Annotated in this window: 19 protein-coding genes; 7 read left to right on the top strand and 12 right to left on the bottom strand. The window is 68.8% G+C overall.

Annotated features, from left to right (window positions below):
- Positions 1-66: 66 nt before the first annotated feature.
- Positions 67-1,539, bottom strand: coding sequence for a helix-turn-helix domain-containing protein (locus tag AB0F44_RS17340; protein WP_357357448.1), 1,473 nt, complete (start codon positions 1,537-1,539; stop codon positions 67-69).
- 153 nt (positions 1,540-1,692) lie between these two features.
- On the opposite strand from AB0F44_RS17340, the gene AB0F44_RS17335 reads away from it, so the two are divergent.
- Genes AB0F44_RS17335 through AB0F44_RS17320 form a run of 4 tightly spaced genes read left to right on the top strand, consistent with a single transcriptional unit; the run spans position 1,693 to position 5,031 of the window.
- Entirely contained in the window at positions 1,693-2,736 is a 1,044-nt protein-coding gene (locus AB0F44_RS17335; protein ID WP_357357446.1) for an amidohydrolase family protein, read from the top strand.
- Between the two features lies 1 nt (position 2,737).
- Positions 2,738-3,508: an iron-sulfur cluster assembly protein gene (locus tag AB0F44_RS17330; RefSeq protein WP_357357444.1), complete on the top strand. Its 771-nt coding sequence runs from the start codon at positions 2,738-2,740 to the stop codon at positions 3,506-3,508.
- Positions 3,505-4,539, top strand: a complete 1,035-nt coding sequence (locus AB0F44_RS17325; protein ID WP_357357442.1) for an NAD(P)-dependent alcohol dehydrogenase — start codon at positions 3,505-3,507, stop codon at positions 4,537-4,539. The genes AB0F44_RS17330 and AB0F44_RS17325 overlap by 4 nt, the downstream gene beginning before the upstream one ends.
- A gap of 12 nt (positions 4,540-4,551) precedes the next feature.
- Positions 4,552-5,031: a DUF1097 domain-containing protein gene (locus AB0F44_RS17320; protein ID WP_357357441.1), complete on the top strand. Its 480-nt coding sequence runs from the start codon at positions 4,552-4,554 to the stop codon at positions 5,029-5,031.
- Between the two features lie 58 nt (positions 5,032-5,089).
- Here the strand turns inward: AB0F44_RS17320 and AB0F44_RS17315 are convergent, their stop codons facing one another.
- From AB0F44_RS17315 to AB0F44_RS17270, 10 genes are all read right to left on the bottom strand, one after another.
- Positions 5,090-6,103 (bottom strand): hypothetical protein, encoded by a 1,014-nt coding sequence (locus AB0F44_RS17315; protein ID WP_357357439.1) that lies wholly within the window; start codon positions 6,101-6,103, stop codon positions 5,090-5,092.
- A complete protein-coding gene (locus tag AB0F44_RS17310; RefSeq protein WP_357357437.1) occupies positions 6,100-6,717 on the bottom strand; it encodes a DUF2867 domain-containing protein in 618 nt (205 codons plus the stop codon). The genes AB0F44_RS17315 and AB0F44_RS17310 overlap by 4 nt, the downstream gene beginning before the upstream one ends.
- Before the next feature lie 75 nt (positions 6,718-6,792).
- A complete protein-coding gene (locus AB0F44_RS17305; RefSeq protein ID WP_357357626.1) occupies positions 6,793-7,464 on the bottom strand; it encodes a response regulator transcription factor in 672 nt (223 codons plus the stop codon).
- A gap of 11 nt (positions 7,465-7,475) precedes the next feature.
- On the bottom strand, positions 7,476-8,642 hold the full coding sequence (locus AB0F44_RS17300) for a histidine kinase (RefSeq protein WP_357357435.1): 1,167 nt from the start codon (positions 8,640-8,642) through the stop codon (positions 7,476-7,478).
- A 68-nt stretch (positions 8,643-8,710) separates the two neighbouring features.
- Positions 8,711-9,664 carry a fumarylacetoacetate hydrolase family protein gene (locus AB0F44_RS17295; RefSeq protein WP_357357433.1) on the bottom strand — a complete coding sequence of 318 codons (954 nt, stop codon included), beginning with the start codon at positions 9,662-9,664 and terminating at the stop codon, positions 8,711-8,713.
- Between the two features lie 39 nt (positions 9,665-9,703).
- Positions 9,704-10,828 carry a VOC family protein gene (locus tag AB0F44_RS17290; protein ID WP_357357432.1) on the bottom strand — a complete coding sequence of 375 codons (1,125 nt, stop codon included), beginning with the start codon at positions 10,826-10,828 and terminating at the stop codon, positions 9,704-9,706.
- Positions 10,825-11,808 (bottom strand): amidohydrolase family protein, encoded by a 984-nt coding sequence (locus AB0F44_RS17285; protein WP_357357430.1) that lies wholly within the window; start codon positions 11,806-11,808, stop codon positions 10,825-10,827. Before AB0F44_RS17285 ends, AB0F44_RS17290 begins: the two co-directional genes overlap by 4 nt.
- Positions 11,808-13,514 carry a bifunctional 3-(3-hydroxy-phenyl)propionate/3-hydroxycinnamic acid hydroxylase gene (locus tag AB0F44_RS17280; protein ID WP_357357428.1) on the bottom strand — a complete coding sequence of 569 codons (1,707 nt, stop codon included), beginning with the start codon at positions 13,512-13,514 and terminating at the stop codon, positions 11,808-11,810. Before AB0F44_RS17280 ends, AB0F44_RS17285 begins: the two co-directional genes overlap by 1 nt.
- Positions 13,511-14,506 carry a VOC family protein gene (locus AB0F44_RS17275; RefSeq protein WP_357357426.1) on the bottom strand — a complete coding sequence of 332 codons (996 nt, stop codon included), beginning with the start codon at positions 14,504-14,506 and terminating at the stop codon, positions 13,511-13,513. Before AB0F44_RS17275 ends, AB0F44_RS17280 begins: the two co-directional genes overlap by 4 nt.
- Positions 14,503-15,363: an alpha/beta fold hydrolase gene (locus AB0F44_RS17270; RefSeq protein ID WP_357357424.1), complete on the bottom strand. Its 861-nt coding sequence runs from the start codon at positions 15,361-15,363 to the stop codon at positions 14,503-14,505. Before AB0F44_RS17270 ends, AB0F44_RS17275 begins: the two co-directional genes overlap by 4 nt.
- A 94-nt stretch (positions 15,364-15,457) precedes the next feature.
- Between AB0F44_RS17270 and AB0F44_RS17265 the strand changes: the two genes are divergently transcribed.
- On the top strand, positions 15,458-16,099 hold the full coding sequence (locus tag AB0F44_RS17265) for a TetR/AcrR family transcriptional regulator (protein ID WP_357357422.1): 642 nt from the start codon (positions 15,458-15,460) through the stop codon (positions 16,097-16,099).
- 76 nt (positions 16,100-16,175) lie between these two features.
- Here AB0F44_RS17265 and AB0F44_RS17260 read toward each other — a convergent pair whose 3' ends face one another.
- Entirely contained in the window at positions 16,176-17,186 is a 1,011-nt protein-coding gene (locus tag AB0F44_RS17260; protein WP_350663525.1) for a TerC family protein, read from the bottom strand.
- A 313-nt stretch (positions 17,187-17,499) separates the two neighbouring features.
- Between AB0F44_RS17260 and AB0F44_RS17255 the strand changes: the two genes are divergently transcribed.
- On the top strand, positions 17,500-18,042 hold the full coding sequence (locus tag AB0F44_RS17255) for a flavin reductase family protein (protein WP_357357420.1): 543 nt from the start codon (positions 17,500-17,502) through the stop codon (positions 18,040-18,042).
- Between the two features lie 48 nt (positions 18,043-18,090).
- On the top strand, positions 18,091-18,293 hold a 203-nt coding region (locus AB0F44_RS17250), incomplete at its 3' end, for a superoxide dismutase [Ni] (RefSeq protein ID WP_357357419.1).

Genomic DNA, 18,293 nt, shown 5'->3' with positions numbered 1-18,293 from the left:
CCGTGACGCCCCGGCCTCAGCCGAGAGTTTTCCTGGACTTGGCCAAGAGTTCGACTCCCCCGCGGGCTAGCCCGGCCGGAGCCGGATCCCGTACTGCTGCACTTTTCGGTAGACCGTGGCGCGCGACATCCCGAGCTCCGCGGCCGCCTCCTGCATGGTGATCCCCGGACGGGTCAGGACCCGGACGATCTCACCACGTTCGAAGGCGTCGATGCGGGACAACGGCCGCCTGGTGTCGGAGAGTACGTCGGCAGGAAGGTGACGCAGGTCGATCAGGTCACCGGCGCTCACGGCCCGCTGGACGACATGGACCAACTCGGCGACATTGCCCGGCCAGCCGTGGTCGTGCAGCGCCCGCTCCGCGGCCGCGGTCAGCGCGATCTCCCGGCCCCGCACCCGCAGCCCCACCTGATGCGCCAGCGGAAGTACGTCCTCGGGCCGCTCCCGCAGCGGCGGCACCTCGACCACCGTGTCGACGAGGTCGGCCAGCGCCGCCGGGATGCCGTCGAAGGTCTCGGCAGTCATCGCGAACGGCACGCCCGCGACCGCCCCGGGTGCCGCCTCGACGAGGAGGGCGTGTAGCCGCTCGGCCACCCAGGCGGGAAGCATGTTCACGTCGCGTACGACCACCGCGGTGTCCTGCTTGGCGAGCTCCGGCGTCCACAGCGACAGCCAGGCCTCGGCATCGGCCGGCTCCGGGGCGGAGGCCGCCAGGATCCGGTCGCGGGGCCGCAGGTCGCGGAACGCCTGGGCGACCAGAGTCGTACGCCCCACCCCCGGCTCCCCGACCACGGCGACCCGCCGGCCGACCCGGAGCGCGTCGCGGACGCTGCCCAGCGCCTCGCACCAGGCGGAGGAGAGATCGCGGAGACTGCCGGCGCCCGGTTCCAGCCGGGGCGCCTCGACCCGGAACACTTCGCCGCGCGGAGCCGGTCGTGGAGAGCGGCCGTGGGCGCGCGCGAGCATGAGCGACGCGGTGTTGCTGGCCGCCGACTGCGCCAGGGCGAGCAGCAGGACGTGGGACGACTCCGACCAGGTGGTCAGGTTGACGCTGCCCTCCAGGCGTCCGCTGATCGGGTCGATCACCGGCGCGGCGGCGCAGGTGTAGCTGCACAGCGAGAGCGAGTAGTGCTCCTCGGCCCGGACCACCGTCGGCGTCCGATCGGCCAGCGCGAGGCCGAGCCCGTTGGTGCCCGCCGCGCGCTCGGCGTAGCTGAACCCGGGCGCCAGGTGGACGGCGTCGAGGTCCCGGAGCAGCTGCTGGTCGCCGCTGAGCCGGTTGAGCACCAGTCCGACGGGATCGGTGAGCATCAGGCTGACCGGCTCGCCGACGAGCGTCCGATGGAGGTCGTCGAGGACCTCCTGACCGCACTGGAAGAAGAGCGACTCCTGGTCGTAGGCGCCGGAGAAGACCGGGGCGACCTCCTCGACGGAGACGCCGTACTCCTGGCTGCGCTGCCAGGACGCGCGTACGCGGGGCGCCAGCGCCGAGGCGTCGACGGCCGTGGTGCGCTGCGCGATCGGATGGCGCCCTGTCATGTGATCGACGTTACATCCGCGAGCCGATGGGGGCAGCCGGACAGCGTCTCAGATTGAGACGGTCGAGGTCTCACATTGAGACGCCGCACCCCTGATCTGCGGGTCGCAGCCGCCCTAGCGTCCTGTGACGAAAGCCACAGACCGGAGGAACCGATGTACACCAAGAACAACGAGTCCTACTTCATCGTCGACGCCCACGTCGCGCTCTGGGACGCCCGCCCGGAGAACCAGCGCAACATCCACGGCAAGCAGTTCATCGACTGCTTCTACGACTACCACCGCAACCTCTCCCCCGAGTCGGAGCACTGGTCCTACGAGGACTACCTCTACCAGGGCGGCGAGCGGCTGATGCACGACCTCTTCGAGGTCGGCTACGTCGACCACGCGATCTTCCAGCCGGCCCACCTGGGCGAGTTCTACACGAACGGGTTCGGGCAGACCGAGGAAGCCTCACAGCTGGCGGCGAAGCACCCCGACAAGCTGACGTACAACCACCACTTCGACCCCCGCAACGGCGAGGCCGGACTCGAACAGCTCCACGCCGACGCCGAGCGGCTCGGGCTCAAGGGCGTCAAGCTCTACACCGCCGAGTGGCACGGGGAGTCGCGCGGCTGGAAGCTGACCGACCCGTGGGCGTACCGCTACTTCGAGGCCTGCCGCGAGCTCGGGATCACCAACATCCACATCCACAAGGGCCCGACGATCCGGCCGTTGGACCGCGACGCGTTCGACGTCGCCGACATCGACCATGTCGCCAGCGACTTCACCGATCTCAACTTCATCGTCGAGCACGTCGGCCTGCCGCGGCTCGAGGACTTCTGCTGGATCGCCACCCAGGAGCCCAACGTGCACGGCGGGCTGGCGGTGGCGATGCCGTTCATCCACACCCGGCCGCGCTACTTCGCGCAGATCCTCGGCGAGCTCGTCTACTGGATCGGCGAGGACCGGATCCAGTTCTCCTCCGATTATGCGATCTGGACGCCGAAGTGGCTGATCGAGCGGTTCGTCGACTTCCAGATCCCGGAGGACATGACCGAGTACGCCGCGCTCACCGTCGCGCAGAAGAAGAAGATCCTGGGCCTCAACGCCGCGAAGATGTACGACATCGAGGTGCCCGCCGAGCTGCGGCTGCCCGAGGCGGACGAGACAGCGACGGGTCCCCGTGAGCCCGAGCGGGCCGACCTCGCGGCGGTGTGACATGTCGCTGCTGACCCAGGAGAGCACCCGCGCCGCGGAGGCGTACGCCGCGCTCCACGCCGTCGTCGACCCCGAGCTCGACGAGCCCATCACCGACCTCGGCTTCGTCCGGTCGCTGACTGTCTCCCCTACCGGCTCCCCATCCGAGCCGGTCAGGGTCGAGGTCCACCTGCGGCTGCCGACGTCGTTCTGCTCGCCCAACTTCGCCTACCTGATGGCGAGCGACGCCAAGGACGCGCTGACCGCGCTGCCGTGGACCGACCTCGTGGTCGTCGAGCTCGACGACCACCACGACTCCGACCTGATCAACGCCGGGCTGGCGGCCGATGCCGGCTATCTCGGCACGTTCCGCCGCGAGGCCGAGTCGTCCCTGGACGAGCTGCGGACCACGTTCCACCGCAAGGCTCACACGGCGGCGCTCGAGCGTTGCCTGACCCGGCTGTTGAGGGGGCAGCCGGAGCTGGCCGAGGACGCCGTGGGCGAGGTCCGTCTCGGGGACCTGCCCGACGACGACTTCACCGCCTCGCTCCGGCGTCGCCGGGCGGTCCTCGGGCTGCCCGACCTGCCGGAGGCGTACGTCCTGGTCGACCACGACAACGAGCGGCCCGGCGACATCCCGCTGGCCCTGCGGAGGGCGCGTTCGACCCGGATCTCGATCGACGGCAACGCGCACTTCTGCCGCGGCCTGCTGGCGACGCGCTACGGCGACGAGGTCACCTCGCCCGCCTTCGTACCTCTGACCGACCTGCACCGAGAAGGAGCAACATCATGAGCACCATGCGAGCCGTCCAGGTGGTCGGCTACCACCAGCCGCTGGCGATGGCCGAGGTCCCGGCCCCCGAGCCGACCGGCCCGTTCGACGTCGTCGTGAAGATCGGCGGCGCCGGGGTGTGCCGCACCGATCTGCACATCCTGGAGGGGCAGTGGGAGGAGAAGTCCGGCGTCACGCTGCCCTACACGATCGGCCACGAGAACGCCGGGTGGGTGCACGCGGTCGGTGACGCGGTCACCAACGTCGCCGAGGGCGACAAGGTGATCCTGCACCCGCTGATCACCTGCGGGCTCTGCCGCGCCTGCCGCTCGGGCGACGACGTGCACTGCGAGCTCAACCAGTTCCCCGGCATCGACACCAACGGCGGCTACGCGGAGTACCTGAAGACCTCCGCGCGCTCGGTGGTGAAGATCGACGACTCCCTGGAGCCGGCCGACGTGGCCGCCCTGGCCGACGCCGGCCTGACCGCCTACCACGCAGCCGCGAAGGCCGCCCGGCGGCTGACCCCGCGCGACAAGTGCGTGGTCATCGGCGCCGGCGGGCTCGGGCACATCGGCATCCAGGTCCTCAAGGCCCTCAGCCCGGCCGAGCTGATCGTCGTCGACCGCAACCCGGACGCCGTGAAGCTCGCCCTCGACATCGGTGCCGACCACGGCGTCGTCGCCGAGGGCACGCAGGTCGATCAGGTGCTCGAGCTCACCGGCGGCCACGGCGCCGAGGTCCTGGTCGACTTCGTCGGCGAGGGCGGTGCGACAGCCGAAGGAGTCCGGATGCTCCGCCAGGCTGGCGACTACCACGTCGTCGGCTACGGCGAGAACATCGATGTGCCGACCATCGACATCATCTCGGCCGAGATCAACTTCATCGGCAACCTGGTCGGGTCCTACAACGACCTGTGCGACCTGATGGCGCTCGCCGCCCGCGGGGCCGTCACCCTGCACACCCAGAAGTACGCCCTCGATGACTTCCAGACCGCCATCTCCGATCTCGACGCCGGCCGGGTCCGCGGCCGCGCGATCCTGGTTCCCTGAGGAGGTGACGACATGAAGAAGCTCCTCGGAATCGGCATCTCGGTCGGCCTGCTCGCGGGCATCTGGACCCAGGTGAGCATCGAGCTCACGCTCATCACCTGGGTCGGGTTCATCGCCTGGGCCTGCTACTTCGCCGCAGGAGGTGGACGTGAAGGCTTCCAGAAAGGTCTCGCGGCGAACCTGGCCGGCGCGCTGTGGGGATACGGCGCGAGCCTGGTCCTGACGTACGCCACCTTCACGGGCGCGGTGGCCCTGGTGGTCACGGTCGTCGCGTTCATCCTGTGCGTGCAGGCGGCCGTGGATCTGCTGTCCTTCATTCCCGGCGCCTTTGCGGGGACCGCGGTCATCTTCGGCACCTCGTTCGACCTCGGCGGCACGCTCATCGCGCTGGTGGTCGGGGCCGGGCTCGGCTGGGTCTCGGACATCGCCGGGCGCCGGATCCAGGCCGCGGTCGAACGACCCGCGCAACCGGTCCGCGCACCCCAGCCCTGACCGACCGAACGCGCCGATCCCGCTTGACCTGGTTTCCAGGTCAAGCGGGATCCGTACGTCATCCGCGCGCCGCGGTGCGCCGCCCCAGGTAGGCGAGGCACGCGACGGCGAGCGCGACGCCCCAGATCGGCCAGAGCATCTCCGGCGCCCATGCGCCCCAGTCCGAAGTGGCTCCGGGGACAGTCCAGAGGTCGTCCGCGATCGCCATCCGCCAGAAGGAGATCCCGGCGGACATCACCGTGCCGGCGACCAGGATCCCCGGCACGAGGGCCATCGCGACCGGTACCGGACGCCCGCCGATGCGGGGCACCCAGCGCCAGAACACCTCGCCCCAGCGCGCCACCAACCCCCAGGTCAGGACCGCCCCGACAACGGCGAAGGCCGCGAGCCCGAAGCCGGCCCACTTCCCCGCACCGAGGTCGTCCAGCATCTCGCGGCTGATCCCGAGCGGGATGTTCAGCGCCCAGGCGATCCGGGTGACGGCGTAGAGAAGAGGTACGACGACAGCGACCGCCACCGCAGGACGCCCCCAGCGTGCCCAGCGGCCCCAGTCCAGGCGCCTGCCAGGCTCGGCCTTTCCGAGCAGGGTGACACCGGCGACGACCATGGCCAGCCCGCCGGCAGCATGCGCCAGGGCGACACCCGAGTCGACGAAAAGACGCCATTCGAGCTGTCCGGCGCCCGGTCCGAGCCCGGCCATCGCAAGCAGGACCTGAGGCAGATAGCCGAGGAACATCAGCGCGCGGACGTCGGAGACGACCACGGCGACGACGAGCCCGAGAACGATCAGGAGCCACCCTGTCGCTCTCGTCGTACGCGGCGTCCGCACGTTCGCGACCGCGCCCCCGGCAATCAGGGCGAGGAGCGCAAGCACCGCGATCACCCCGGACATCTGGGTGCCACTCAGAGCGCCGAGCGGCGAAGCCGCATCGGGGACCCACGGGTCCGGTGCCCTGCCCAGCAGGGCGAGCCCGGCCAGGGCGCCGAAGACGAGGGTCCAGGCGCCGGCCACCCAGGGCGCCGCGCGCAGCACGACGGAGCGGTGCTGCGTACGTTCCATCGTGATCGTCATCGGGCCACCCCCTGAGCGGTCTCCCAGCGCTGTCCGACCGTACGCAGCAGGGCCGGATAGACGATGGCGTAGCGGAACGGCTTGATGAGAGCCATGTAGGCCTCTCCGAACCGCCCGTTGGGCCGCACCAGCACGCTCAGCTGCGCGCTGTAGCCGTCCGGCGCGCTCTCGTCCTCGACCCAGCCGAGGTGCAGGACACCGTGCATCGTGCGGTTGGCGATCTCGGCGGCGTACTCCCGATCCGTCAGATAGAGCGGCTGGAACGGGCTGTCGTCGCGCTCGGGCGCCGGGTGGTCCCGGAGGTCATCCGGCAGCCGGTCGCGCAGCGAGGCGACCCGCCGGCCGAGGCCGTGCTCGTCCTCGTCGGCGCCGAGCATCCTGCCGAGCGCCCAGCGGACAGCGAAGAGGACGCGGTACGCCGCCGGGAAGTCGCGATCGTCACTGCTCATCATGGCCTCGACGAAGGCGCGGAAGTCGTAAGGACCGCCCTGGACCGGGAGGGCCCAGACGTCCTCGAGCTCGAAGTCGTGGGTGATCTCGTGGATGCGCCAGGACTGGCAGGAGTAGGCGCCCGACGGTATCGGGCTCGTCTTGATGGGTGCGTGTGTGGTCATGTCTCCACACTGGTCCGCGCGCGGCGGCCGTTCGTCGCCCTCAGGTCGCGGGCCTCTCATCCCCCAGGATGAGACTCAGCTCCGGGGACCGACCAGCCCCGTCTCGTACGCCAGCACGACCGCCTGCACGCGGTCGCGCAGGCCGAGCTTGGCGAGCACATGGCCGACGTGCGTCTTCACGGTCGCCTCGGAGAGGTGGACGCGGCGGGCGATCTCGGCGTTGCTGTCGCCGGTGGCGAGCTCGAGGAGCATGTCGAGCTCGCGGGGCGTCAGGGTTGCCCGGATGTCGGCGACCCGGCTGCTGTCGGGGGCCGGCGCGGTCGCCACGTGCTCCAGCAGACGTCGCGTCGTCGACGGCGCAACCACCGCGTGACCTGCGTGGACGGTGCGGATCGCGGCCACGATCTCCTCAGCCCGGGCGTCCTTGAGGAGGAAGCCGCTGGCGCCGGCCCGGATCGCCGGGAACGCGTAGTCGTCGAGGTCGAACGTCGTCAGCGCGACCACCCGCGTGGCCGGCTGCTCTTTGGTGATCGCGGCCGTCGCCTGGATCCCGTCGAGGCGGGGCATCCGCAGGTCCATCAAGATGACGTCGACCCTCTTCGTACGCACGAGGGCGAGCGCCTCGTGACCGTCGGCCGCCTCCCCGGCGAGCTCGAGGTCGGGCTGGCTCTCCACCATCATCCGGAGCGCCGAGCGCATCAGCTCCTGGTCGTCGACGATCGCGACACGGATCGGGGTCTCTGGGATCTCGGGCTCGCTCACAGCGGCATCATGGCGCGCACGCGCCAGCCCTGTCCGCTCGGCCCGGCCTCGAGGGTCCCGCCCACCGCCGCCACCCGTTCGCGCATCCCGCGCAAGCCGCGGCCGGGCGGCCGCTGGATCCCCACGCCGTCGTCGCTGACCTCGATCGTGAGCTGGCGTGCGGTACGCGTCACCGACACCGTCGCGACGGCTCCTGGACCTGCGTGCCGGGTGACGTTGGTGAGCGCCTCCTGCACGACGCGGTAGGCGGTCAGCCCCACGGCAGGCGCGACCTGACCGGGCTCGTCCGCCTCGAGCCGGACCGTCAGCCCGGCCGCACGCATCCGCTCGACGAGGTCGTCGATGTCGGCCAGCCCCGGTTGCGGCTCGGTCGAGGACTCGCCACCGAGTACGCCGAGCAGCCCGCGCATCTCCATGAGGGCCTCCCGGCCCGTGGTCGCGATGGTGTCGAGGATCCCCGAGGCCCGCTCCGGCTGCTGCCCGACGACCATCCGGCCGGCCTCGGCATGGCTGACCACGACCGCCAGCGAGTGCGCCACGACGTCGTGCATCTCGCGCGCGATGCGCTGGCGCTCCTCGGCGGCGGCGCGGTCGGCGAGCTGGTCGATCCAGGCGGCCCGGGTCGCCCGGAACCGGCCGAGCGCCCACGCCGCCACCGTCGCCGCCACCGTCGCAGTGGCCACCATCAGCCACCACGTCCACCCCGACAGGCCGGTGCCGTCGAACCCCGAGAGACGTACGACGGTCAGCAGGCATCCCACCAGCCCGATGCCGAGCACGATCCCCGGCCACGGTCGCCGGTCCCGCGCACTCACCGCGTAGAGCAGCACGAAGAAGCACAGGCTGCTCGGCAGCAGCACCGGCCCATAGGCGCTCCCCGCTGCCTCGGCCGTCGGCCCGTCCAGATCCGGAGCGGCGACCAGCACCAGCTCGGCCAGCGCCCCGACGGCGTACGACGGCAGCGGCCAGCGCCGGGCGGTGGCCACCGCGGCGTGAAGTGACACCAGCGCGACCAGGAGCGCGATCTCCCACGCCGTACTGACCTCGCCGTCGACCACCGAGGTCCACCCGACCGGCAGCAGCACCAGCGCGAGCGCCCCGGCCAACGCGACCTGGCCGGCATCCCCGAGCCAGCGAGGTCCGGGAGCAGCTGCCACGGTCATGCGCTCACCCTAGGGCCGACGGCGTCGTGCCAGCCACGAATATCCTCCAGCGCCGAGGAGACCGGAGGTCACGTCCTCGTTCCGGCGGCGAACCGCACCCGGTTTCGTTGCCGCCCCAGATCCACCCTGCCATCCTCCGTGGACACCGCCGCCTCGACGAGATCGCCATCTCGAAGATAGCGAGGATTGCCCGCCTGTCTGCGGAAGAACAGGCGCCATTTGGTGGCGGGCGGAAGCAGCGACCCGAGGATCTCGATCACCTTCGGCGGTGCGGAGAGGGCAGTCCCGACGGGTGTGCCGGTGAGGATGAGGTCGCCGGGGGCGAGATCTTGGAAGCGAGCCAGCGACTGCAGCGCCTCGAGCGGCTTGTAGATCATGTCGTCGCCGACGCATCTGTCCTGGCGTAGCTCCCCGTTGACCCAGAGGCGAAGCCGGAGGTCGTCGAAGCAATCGACCTCGTCTGGGTCCAGCAGCACCAGCGCGGGACCGACCGGGGTGAAGGTCGGGTAGGACTTCGCCTCATAGAACTGGGTCTGCGGAAGCTGGATGTCCCGGGCGGAGATGTCGTTGGTGACAACGAGACCGGCGATGTACGAACGGTAGTTCTCCGGCGCGATCTCGGTGCCGGCGCTGATCGGGCGTCCGATGACGAGCCCGACCTCCACCTCGTAGTCGAGCAGGGCGACATGGGCGGGACGGACGATGTCCGCGACGGGACCGCTGACCGAGGCCGAGGACTTTCGGAAGAACGTCAATGGGACGGTGGCCGGGTTCATGCCCGAGTCCTTCACGTGCGACCGGAAGTTGGTCATCTGAGCGACGACCCTGCAGGGCGCGGTGACCGGAGAGAGTAGGTCGAGGGATTCGACCGGGACGGTGTCGGTGGCCGAGGCAGCGGCGGTGATCGCGCTCCGGGACGACAACAGCTCACCCGTTGTCGCTGCATCGGTGTCGATCCGGGCGGCTCCTCGTGGGGTGCTCACCCACCAGGCGTCGGCGGTGCGGAGGACTGACAGAGGCATGTGCAGGTTCCTTGTCGGCAGAGAGCGTGTCGGAAGAGATCAGGTGCGAGCGACGGCAAGAAGGCCGCGAAGCCGGTGCAGGTCGAACTCGTTGCGGCTGCCCAGGGCGATCCCGATGGAGGTCAGCTCACGAAAGGAGTCCAGGCGTCGAGGCGAGACACCCATGAAGTCGAGCGAGGCGGGCGGCCCCCACTGGGCGAGCCCGGACGCGGTCATCTCCGACCAGCCTGTCTCCAGTGTGTCGTCGAACAGGTCGCCGTCGGTGAAGTGCTCGACGAGGAAGCCGTCGGGATCACGCCAGTAGTCGAAGATCTGGCTGCCCTCGACGTGTCGTCCGATGCCCCACGAGCGGTCGTACCCCCTGTCCAGGAGGTACTCCCCGCCGGCAGCGAGCGCGTCGAGATCGCTGACCTGGTACGCCGAGTGCACGTAGCGGTTCCGGGGACCGAGGGTCATCGCGAGCGTGTGATGGTCCGCCGGAACAGCGCCGCGGTCGCAGCGGATGAAGCTCATCACAGGGCCGCGCGCTCGCTGGCCGGCGTAGAACTTGAAGTCGCTGACGATCATGCCAAGATGCTGGAGGTACCAGTCGAGGGTCTCGAGATACCTCGTCGTCTGCAGGACGACGTGTCCGAGTCGCTGCACCCGTGCCGGCTCCCGAGGCGGGCGCTGAGCAGAGTTCGTACGCGGCGTCGCCACTCCGGCGTTCATCGCCAGCGGGGTCTGCGGTGCCAACGCCGGGAGCTCGTGCGTCCCGGAGACCACCCTGACCTGCGCCCCGCTCGGGTCGACCAGGTCGGTCGTCATTCCGCCGAGGTGCGCGGGCAGCGGGCGTACGACTGCACCCGTGGCATCGGCAAGGCGAATGAGGTCCGCGGCATCCGCGGCCTTGAATGCCGCACCGAGGTACTTCGAACGCGGTCCCTTCCTCACGATCACGGCCGGCGTGCCAGGGTCGGCGCCGCGCAGCACCAGTTCCGCGTCCGTCCTGCCCACAGTGCTGAACCCGAAGGCATGGGCGAAGATCTGGGCGCGCTGGAGGTCCGGCTTGGTGAACTCGAGCCAGGCGAGGTCCGTGACCTTGATGACGGGATTCCGTGCCCGTCCAGGGTGCTCACCGACGAGTCGGCCGGACTCGGCGTGCAGGTCGCTGTGGGTGGTCATCGCGGCTCCTCTCCCAGCCGGGCGAACAGGGTCTGGGCGTTTCGTCGGTCGATGGCGGCTCTGAGGTCGGCGTCGAGGGCAGTGTCCTCGTACTCCTGGCGCATGAAGCGCACCGCGGGCGATGGGGCGAACGGGAAGTCGCTGCCGTAGAGCAGCCGGGTCGGGTCGGCGAACGCCGTCAGGCTCGCCAGGGCCGTTGGGGTCGAGGAGAGCGCGACGTCGAAGTAGAACCGCCGCAGTAGGTCGAGGCGACGCTTCGTCTCGCGCTTGCGGTCGACCATGGCCTTCGCCTGGGACAGCCTGTGCTCGCCGCGAATCATCGTCAGCAGGATCCGATGGCTGACATACGGCAGGAAGCCGCCCGCGTGGGCCAGGATCCATCTGATGCCGTCGTACTTCTCCATGGCGCCGCTGAGGGCCAGCCCGGTCGCTGCCCGCACCGTCTCGAGCAGGAAGTCGGCGGTGAACGATGGAATGCCCGGCGCCGGCTCCGCCGGGAGCTCGCCGGGATGCAGGAAGACCACGGCCTGCCGATCGTGCAGATATGCGAGCAGCGGCTCGAAGGCGGGGTCGTAGACGTAGCGGCCCGCAGCGCTGCTGAGCAGCACGATGCCATCGGCACCGAGGGCGTCGAGGGAGTGCTCGGCCTCCGCGATCGCTCCCTCGACGTCAGGCAGGGTGAGGGTGGCGAAGAAGCCGAAACGCGACTGGTTGTCATCGATGACGGCAGCGCAGAACTCGTTGAGCCGGCGAGCCAGATGACGGGCCTGTCGTTCGTCTCCGAGCCAGGCGCCGGGCGTGGAGACGGACAGGATGCTCGTCGCGATGTCGTTGCGGTCCATGACCCGCAGTGACTTCTCCGGTGTCCAATCCGGTACGGCCACTCCGCCGGGCCGTAGCCCACGCTCCTCCAGAAGACGGCGGTAGAACGCGGGGACCGCGTGGTGGTGCACGTCGATTCGACCAGGCTGCCGGCGCATCAGATCGCCTCGGCAGGTTGGGCGACGAAACCCGGATCGGACAGCCCGAGACACTGCCGCAAGCCCGCGGTCAGGACGGATGAGTCGCTGCCCGCGCCGAACACGACCTTGTCCGGGCGCAGGACCAACACGTCACCGGATCGGATCCGATGGCGACCGAGCCAGCGTCCCAGCTCCCCAGTGGTGTCCTCGAGGTCGACCAGTCCGACCCGGCGTCGGCCGTCGCCCACCGATCCCTGCGGACGTGCGCCCGGGGCGAACACTGTCGTGAAAGACGCTCCCACCTGCTCCCACGTAGCCATGTCGTCGCCGAGCGTCTCGCGTGGATCGACCCCGATGCCGATGACGGCCCAGTCGATCCCCACCGCATCGTCGAAGCGGATCGGACGGCCGTCATAGCGGCGTACGACTGGTTGCGGCGCGAGCGTTCCCTCGGCACCCAGGACACCCCGAGGCATCCCGAGGTAGCCACCTCGAGCGAAACGGGGTCTCGGCTTCATGCCGGCCCGCTCGATCCAGCCGCCGAGCCCAGGGATCCGCAGCGCCGTCCACATCGCGGCGTCGCGGGCCTTCGCCCCGACCGGGTGCTTGATCGAGACCAGCGACTTGTTGAAGACCGAGAGCGCGATCATCGCCATGGCGTGCGGCTTTCGCTCCGTCTCGTACGTGTCGAGGATCGCCGGGTCCGCGCCGTGCCGCACGACCGCCTCGAGCTTCCAGGAGAGGTTGTCGGCGTCTCGTACGCCGGCGTTCATCCCCTGACCGATGAACTGAGGGGTCATGTGCGCGGCGTCGCCCGCGAGGAGCACCCTGCCCTCACGCCAGCGGTCGGCGGTGACGGCGTTGAACGTGTAGACGAGCTGGCGTTTCACCTCGACCCGGTCCAGCTCGACGTACTTGCTGATGAGCCTGCGAACCGTCTCGTCGGACTCGAAGTACGCCTTGTCGTCGGCATCATCGAGCGCGAACTCGAACCTGTGGTGACCACCCGGCTGCGGACAGCTGACCGTCGGCATGTCTGGACTGCAGACGAAGTCGAAGTAGGGCAGGTGACGGAAGGCGTCGCTGTTCGCGCCCCCGGCTGCGTCCTTGGCCTCGAGATCGACGACGAGCCAGCGTTCGGGAAAGCTCTTGCCGGACATCTCGATGCCGAGCTGGGTCCGCACCACACTGCGTCCACCATCAGCGGCGATCAGGTACGCCACCCGCGCTGTCTCAGCAGTGGTTTCGTCGACGACGTTCTCACGCTTGCCGTACTGACTCCCCGTGGCAGTGGCATGCCGGACGGTGACACCGGCGTCGTCCTGAGTGAAGCCGAGAACCTCGCGCCCACGGCGTACCTCTACGTGGGGGTAGCGGTCCAGCAGCGCCTCGAGCTTGGTCTCCAGATAGGGCTGGTAGAGGAAGTTGACGACCGGCCACCACAGGGGTCGCTGTGTCTCGCGGAACTGGACCAGGGTCGTGCCGTCGGACTTCACCCACTGCACGGCAGAGTCGACGTTCATGTCCTTATGGATCTCGTCAGCCACCCCCGCGGTCTGGAAGACACGCAGCGCCTCGTCGTCGGTGTAGACGGCCCGGGCGTTGCCGTAGAACTCCGGTTCGCGCTCCAGAACCAGCACGGACAGGCCGCGCCGGCCGAGCAGATGGGCGAGCGTCAGGCCGGTCGGGCCAAGGCCGACGACGGCGATGTCGTAGGTGTTCATGCATGTACTCCGCTCAGGGGAGGGACGGTGATCTCGGGACGAAGCAGATGGCTCGCTGCCTGGCGGAGCTGGCCGAGCTTGTCGACGATGCCGGGGTCGACCGTCTGGTGGCCCCAGATGCTGATGCCCTGATGAGTGGCGACCTGCCAAGCCGCCTCGAGCTCAGGCGTGATGACGATCGGGTTCCAACCGACCTCCACCTCGAAGCCCGACGGGCTCACGCAGTAGAAGGACAGCTCCTTGTCGTTGGTGTGCTGTCCGATGGACCAGGCCATCTTGAAGCCGAGGTCGAGGACGCGGCGGTACGCGCCCACCATGTCGTCGAGCGTCGCGGCCTGGATGTTGACGTGCTGGCAACGCGTACGAACCGGCTCGATCTTCAGGCCCTGGACGTTGGCGACCGCGATCGAGTGGTGACGCTCGTTGACCCGAAGGAACCGGATCCTGAGCGTCAACCCACCGATGTTCTCGTCGATGTAGTCGGTCAGCCGCGAGTCGAAGACCGTCTCGTAGTAGCGGTGGATCCCGAGCGGCTCGCGGGAGGTGATCGCGACATGACCCATGCCGCTGTCGCCGGTGACGAATGCCGAGGTCGTCATGCTCAGCGGATCCGGAGAGTCGTGGGCGACGGTGAAGATCTCCTGGACGATCCCCTTGGGCCCCGGGAAGCGCCACAGTCGCTCGACGCCTCGCAGCGCGGCTTCCTCCGGGGCGCCCTCAGTGACCGGCACACCCCGGTCCGTCACACGGCCGACGATGCTGTCGAACGTCTCGTGGTCGGTGATGTGCCAGCCGACGGCCATGAGGTCCTCGGCGGGACCACGCTGAATCAGGAAGCGGCACTCGCGCTCGTCGAGACGGAATCTCATCGTGTCGGCGCTGAGCTCGTCGACGTGCAGTCCGATCGCATCGGACCCGAAGCTCCGCCACTCTCGGAAGCGCTGCGACTCGACCACCAGGTAGCCGAGCTGCACCTTGCCGAAGACACTCACGACAGGAACGCCCTCGCCAGCTCGTTGAACAGCTCGGCCTGCTCCCACTGGACCCAGTGGCCGGTGTTGGCGGCCAGGTAGACGTCGCAGCTCGGCAGGGCCCCGGCGAGGAGCCGCGCACCAGATGGACGGTTGACCTTGTCATCGCGCCCCCAGATCACGAGCGTCTTCGCCTGCACCTGGGCCAGGCGACGGTCACGGGTCAGGTCCATGCGCCACAGCGTCCGCAGCGCGGACGGGCCGGACGGTCGGCGCAGCGGCGGGTTGGCGACCACTTCCGGCTGGATGCTGGCCTGGTAGCGCAACTCGATCAGCTCGTCGGGTACGGCAGCGCCGTCGAACACAAGGTAGTCACGGATGAACGTCGAGAGCTTCTCTCGAGTCGGTCCCTCGCCTCCGTAATAGTCGAGCAACGCGTTGAGGCCTCTGGTCGGAAGGCCTCGCGTGGTGCCGATGCCGCCGGGGCCCATCAGGATCAGCCGACCGACCTTGTCGGGACGATCCAACGCCAAGCGGAGAGCCGCCGCGCCACCGTAGGAGTTCCCGATCAGATGGGCTCTGTCGACGTCGATCTCGTCGAGAAGACCCCGGACTGCTGCGGCGAGGTCACCGAAGGGGTCCTCGTGATCGATGTCCTTCGTCGAGCGTCCGTAGCCGGGCATGTCCGGAACGATCACGCGGAAGTGCCGCGCCAAGGCGTCGATGTTCCGCGCGAAGTTCGATGCGCCCGTCGCACCGGCGCCGCCACCGTGGAGGAGCACCACGGGGTGGCCCGATCCAGCCTCGGTCAGGAAGACGTCGCGGCGTCCGACACGGACGGTGCGCTCGGTGCGCGTGAGGTCGTTCAGGGTGGTCATCAGTGCCCCTTCGGCAGTCAACTGATGAAATCATCACTAGCGATGGTTCCATCTGTCAAGAGTTTCTGATGACATCATCAGATATGCTCCGGCCATGACCTCGGAACCGACGTCGCCACCGTCGCGGATCGATCGGCGCAAGGAACGCACGCGAAACGCGCTGCTCCAGGCCGCGACGACCTTCCTCGCCAATGGCCAGCCGAATGTGAGCATCCAGCAGATCACCGACGCAGCCGACGTCGGCTTCGGCAGCTTCTACAACCATTTCGACAGCAAGGAAGCACTCTTCGAAGCCACCGTCGCTCGAGTCCTCGAGACGTACGGCACCGTGCTCGACGGTCTCGTCGCGGCGTACGACGACCCCGCCGAGGTCTTCGCGGTCAGCTTCCGCATGACCGGCCGCCTCCAACGCCAGATACCCGAGTTCGTGCGCGTGATCCTCAACGAGGGGATGCGCGTGCTCATCCACGACCGCGGACTCGCCCCCCGAGCCCTGAGGGACATCGAGTCAGGCGTTGCCGCGGGCAGGTTCGACATCGAGAACCTGCAGCTTGCCCTCATGACCGCCGGCGGCGCACTGCTCGGCTTGCTTCAACTGCTCGAGACCGAGCCGGATGCCGACGCCGGGGCGCTGTCCGACCAGATGACCGTACGCATCCTGCGAGCCTTCGGGATGAGCAAGCAGGATGCGGCAGAAGTGTGCTCGCGGCCGCTGCCCCCGCAGCCCGACCTCTGAGAAAACGGCCGCAGGCCCGCTCCGATCGGAGCGGGCCTGCGGGCCGTCCCGGCTCAGCGGGACTGTCGACGAAGCGTCACATGCTGCGCGGACCGGTGGCGTCGTCGCGCTCCTTCTCGGTCATGCTGCGCGACTTCAGGAGGCTCAGGATGGTGGTGATGGCCAGGATGCCGACGATCACGCTGAGGGAGACCTCGATGGAGACCTCCGGGGCCCACTCGACGTGGTGGCCACCGTTGATGAAAGGCAGCTCGTTCTCATGGAGCGCGTGGAAGACGAGCTTGAGACCGATGAACCCGAGCAGGATCGCCAGACCGTAGGAGAGGTAGACCAGCCGCTCCAGCAGACCACCGATGAGGAAGTAGAGCTGGCGCAGACCCATCAGCGCGAAGATGTTGGCGGTCAGGACCAGGTAGGCCTCGTTGGTCAGACCGTAGATCGCCGGGATCGAGTCGAGCGCGAACAGCAGGTCGGTGGTGCCGAGGGCACAGATCACCACGAACATCGGGGTCGCGATCCGCTTGCCGTTCTCACGAATGAACATCTTGGCGCTGTCCCAGCTCGAGGTGAGCGGGATGTGGCGCTCGAGGAACTTCACCACGGCGGGCTCCTCGTACTCGTCCTCGTCCTCGCCGCCCTCCATGGCCAGCTTGACCGCGGTGTAGATCAGGAACGCGCCGAACAGGTAGAAGACCCAGCTGAAGTTCTCGATCGCGGCCGCACCCACGGCGATGAAGATGCCGCGGAAGACCAGCGCCAAGATGATGCCGATCAGCAGCGCCTTCTGCTGGAACTGCCTCGGCACCGCGAACTTCGACATGATGATGATGAAGATGAACAGGTTGTCGACCGACAGCGAGTATTCCGTCAGCCAGCCCGCGAAGAACTCCGTGCCGTACTTCGGGCCGGAGAACACGAAGACACCGATGCCGAACAGGATCGCCAGGCCGATGTAGACGCTCAGCGCGACGATCAGCTCCCGACGCGAGGGCTCGTGCGGGCGTCGGCCGATGACGAGCACATCGAAGAGCAGCACGGCACTGGCGATGCCGATGGTCAACCACCAGATGAGAGGGGAGACGTCCACGAAGGGACTCCTTAGATCGTGAGGCAGAGCGGTTCTCTTGGGAAGGTTAGGCGACCGAGGTCAAAGCTTCGAAGTCGAAGCGGGCCACGGGTTCCGTCGACGGCATCGGCGACAGAGCCGGAATCGGCGTACGGCGACACACCAACCCGAGTTGTATAACAAGTGCTTAACTAGTCTAACAAGCAAGCACTCCCGCCACTCCACATGATCCCAGTTGCGGACAAGCAGGTGAGTCGGCGATCACAGCGTGGATGACTGGACCTCAACTGGACTTGATGTTTTAGCGTCACTGCCAACAGAGAGAGGAGGGGGTGTGAGCGACACACTCACCGACCAGTTCAAGGCCGGCTTCCGTCGATATCCCACCGGCGTGGCCATCGTCGCCGCTTCGACCGAGACGGGTCCCGTCGGGGCGACGGTGTCGAGCGTGGCCTCGGTCAGCGCGAACCCGCCGATGCTGTCGTTCTCGGTCTCCCGGTCCGGCCGGTCCGGGCCGGCGCTCACCGGGAGCGACCGGCTCGCGGTGCACGTCCTGACCGAGTCCCAGGCCCACGTGGCTGCGGCCTTCGCCGACCGGACCGCGCCACGATTCACGGTCGCACAGGACTGGGCGCTCCCGCACGGGGAGCCGCCGGTCCTGGACGACGCCGCGGCGAGCTTCTACGGACGCGTGGCCCGCGTCATCCCCGCCGGCGAAGCGTGGCTGGTGCTGCTCGAGGTCGACGCGGTCGGCCTCGGCGAATCCGGCGAGTCCGGCGAGTCCGGCGACCCGCTCCTGCACCACGACCGGAACTACTGGTCGCTCGGCCCGTCCGTCAGCACCCTCGATCGCATCCTGCCCGAGAAGGCTTCCTGACCGTCGACCTCGACGGTCTCTCCACCACACCACCGAAGGAAACCAAACATGCGTCTGTTCGCTCCCACCATCGAGGTCTCGGCCCACTGCGACCTGCCCTGCGGCGTCTACGACCCCGCCCAGGCCCGCATCGAGGCCGAGTCCGTCAAGGCCGTCATCGCCAAAGCCCTGGACAGCGACGACCCCGACTTCCGCACCCGCGCGGTGCTCATCAAGGAGCAGCGCTCCGAACTAGTCAAGCACCACCTCTG

The organism is Nocardioides sp. NPDC023903, from assembly GCF_040639295.1.
GTDB lineage: Bacteria > Actinomycetota > Actinomycetes > Propionibacteriales > Nocardioidaceae > Nocardioides.
This window is presented reverse-complemented; position numbering and strand designations above follow the sequence as displayed.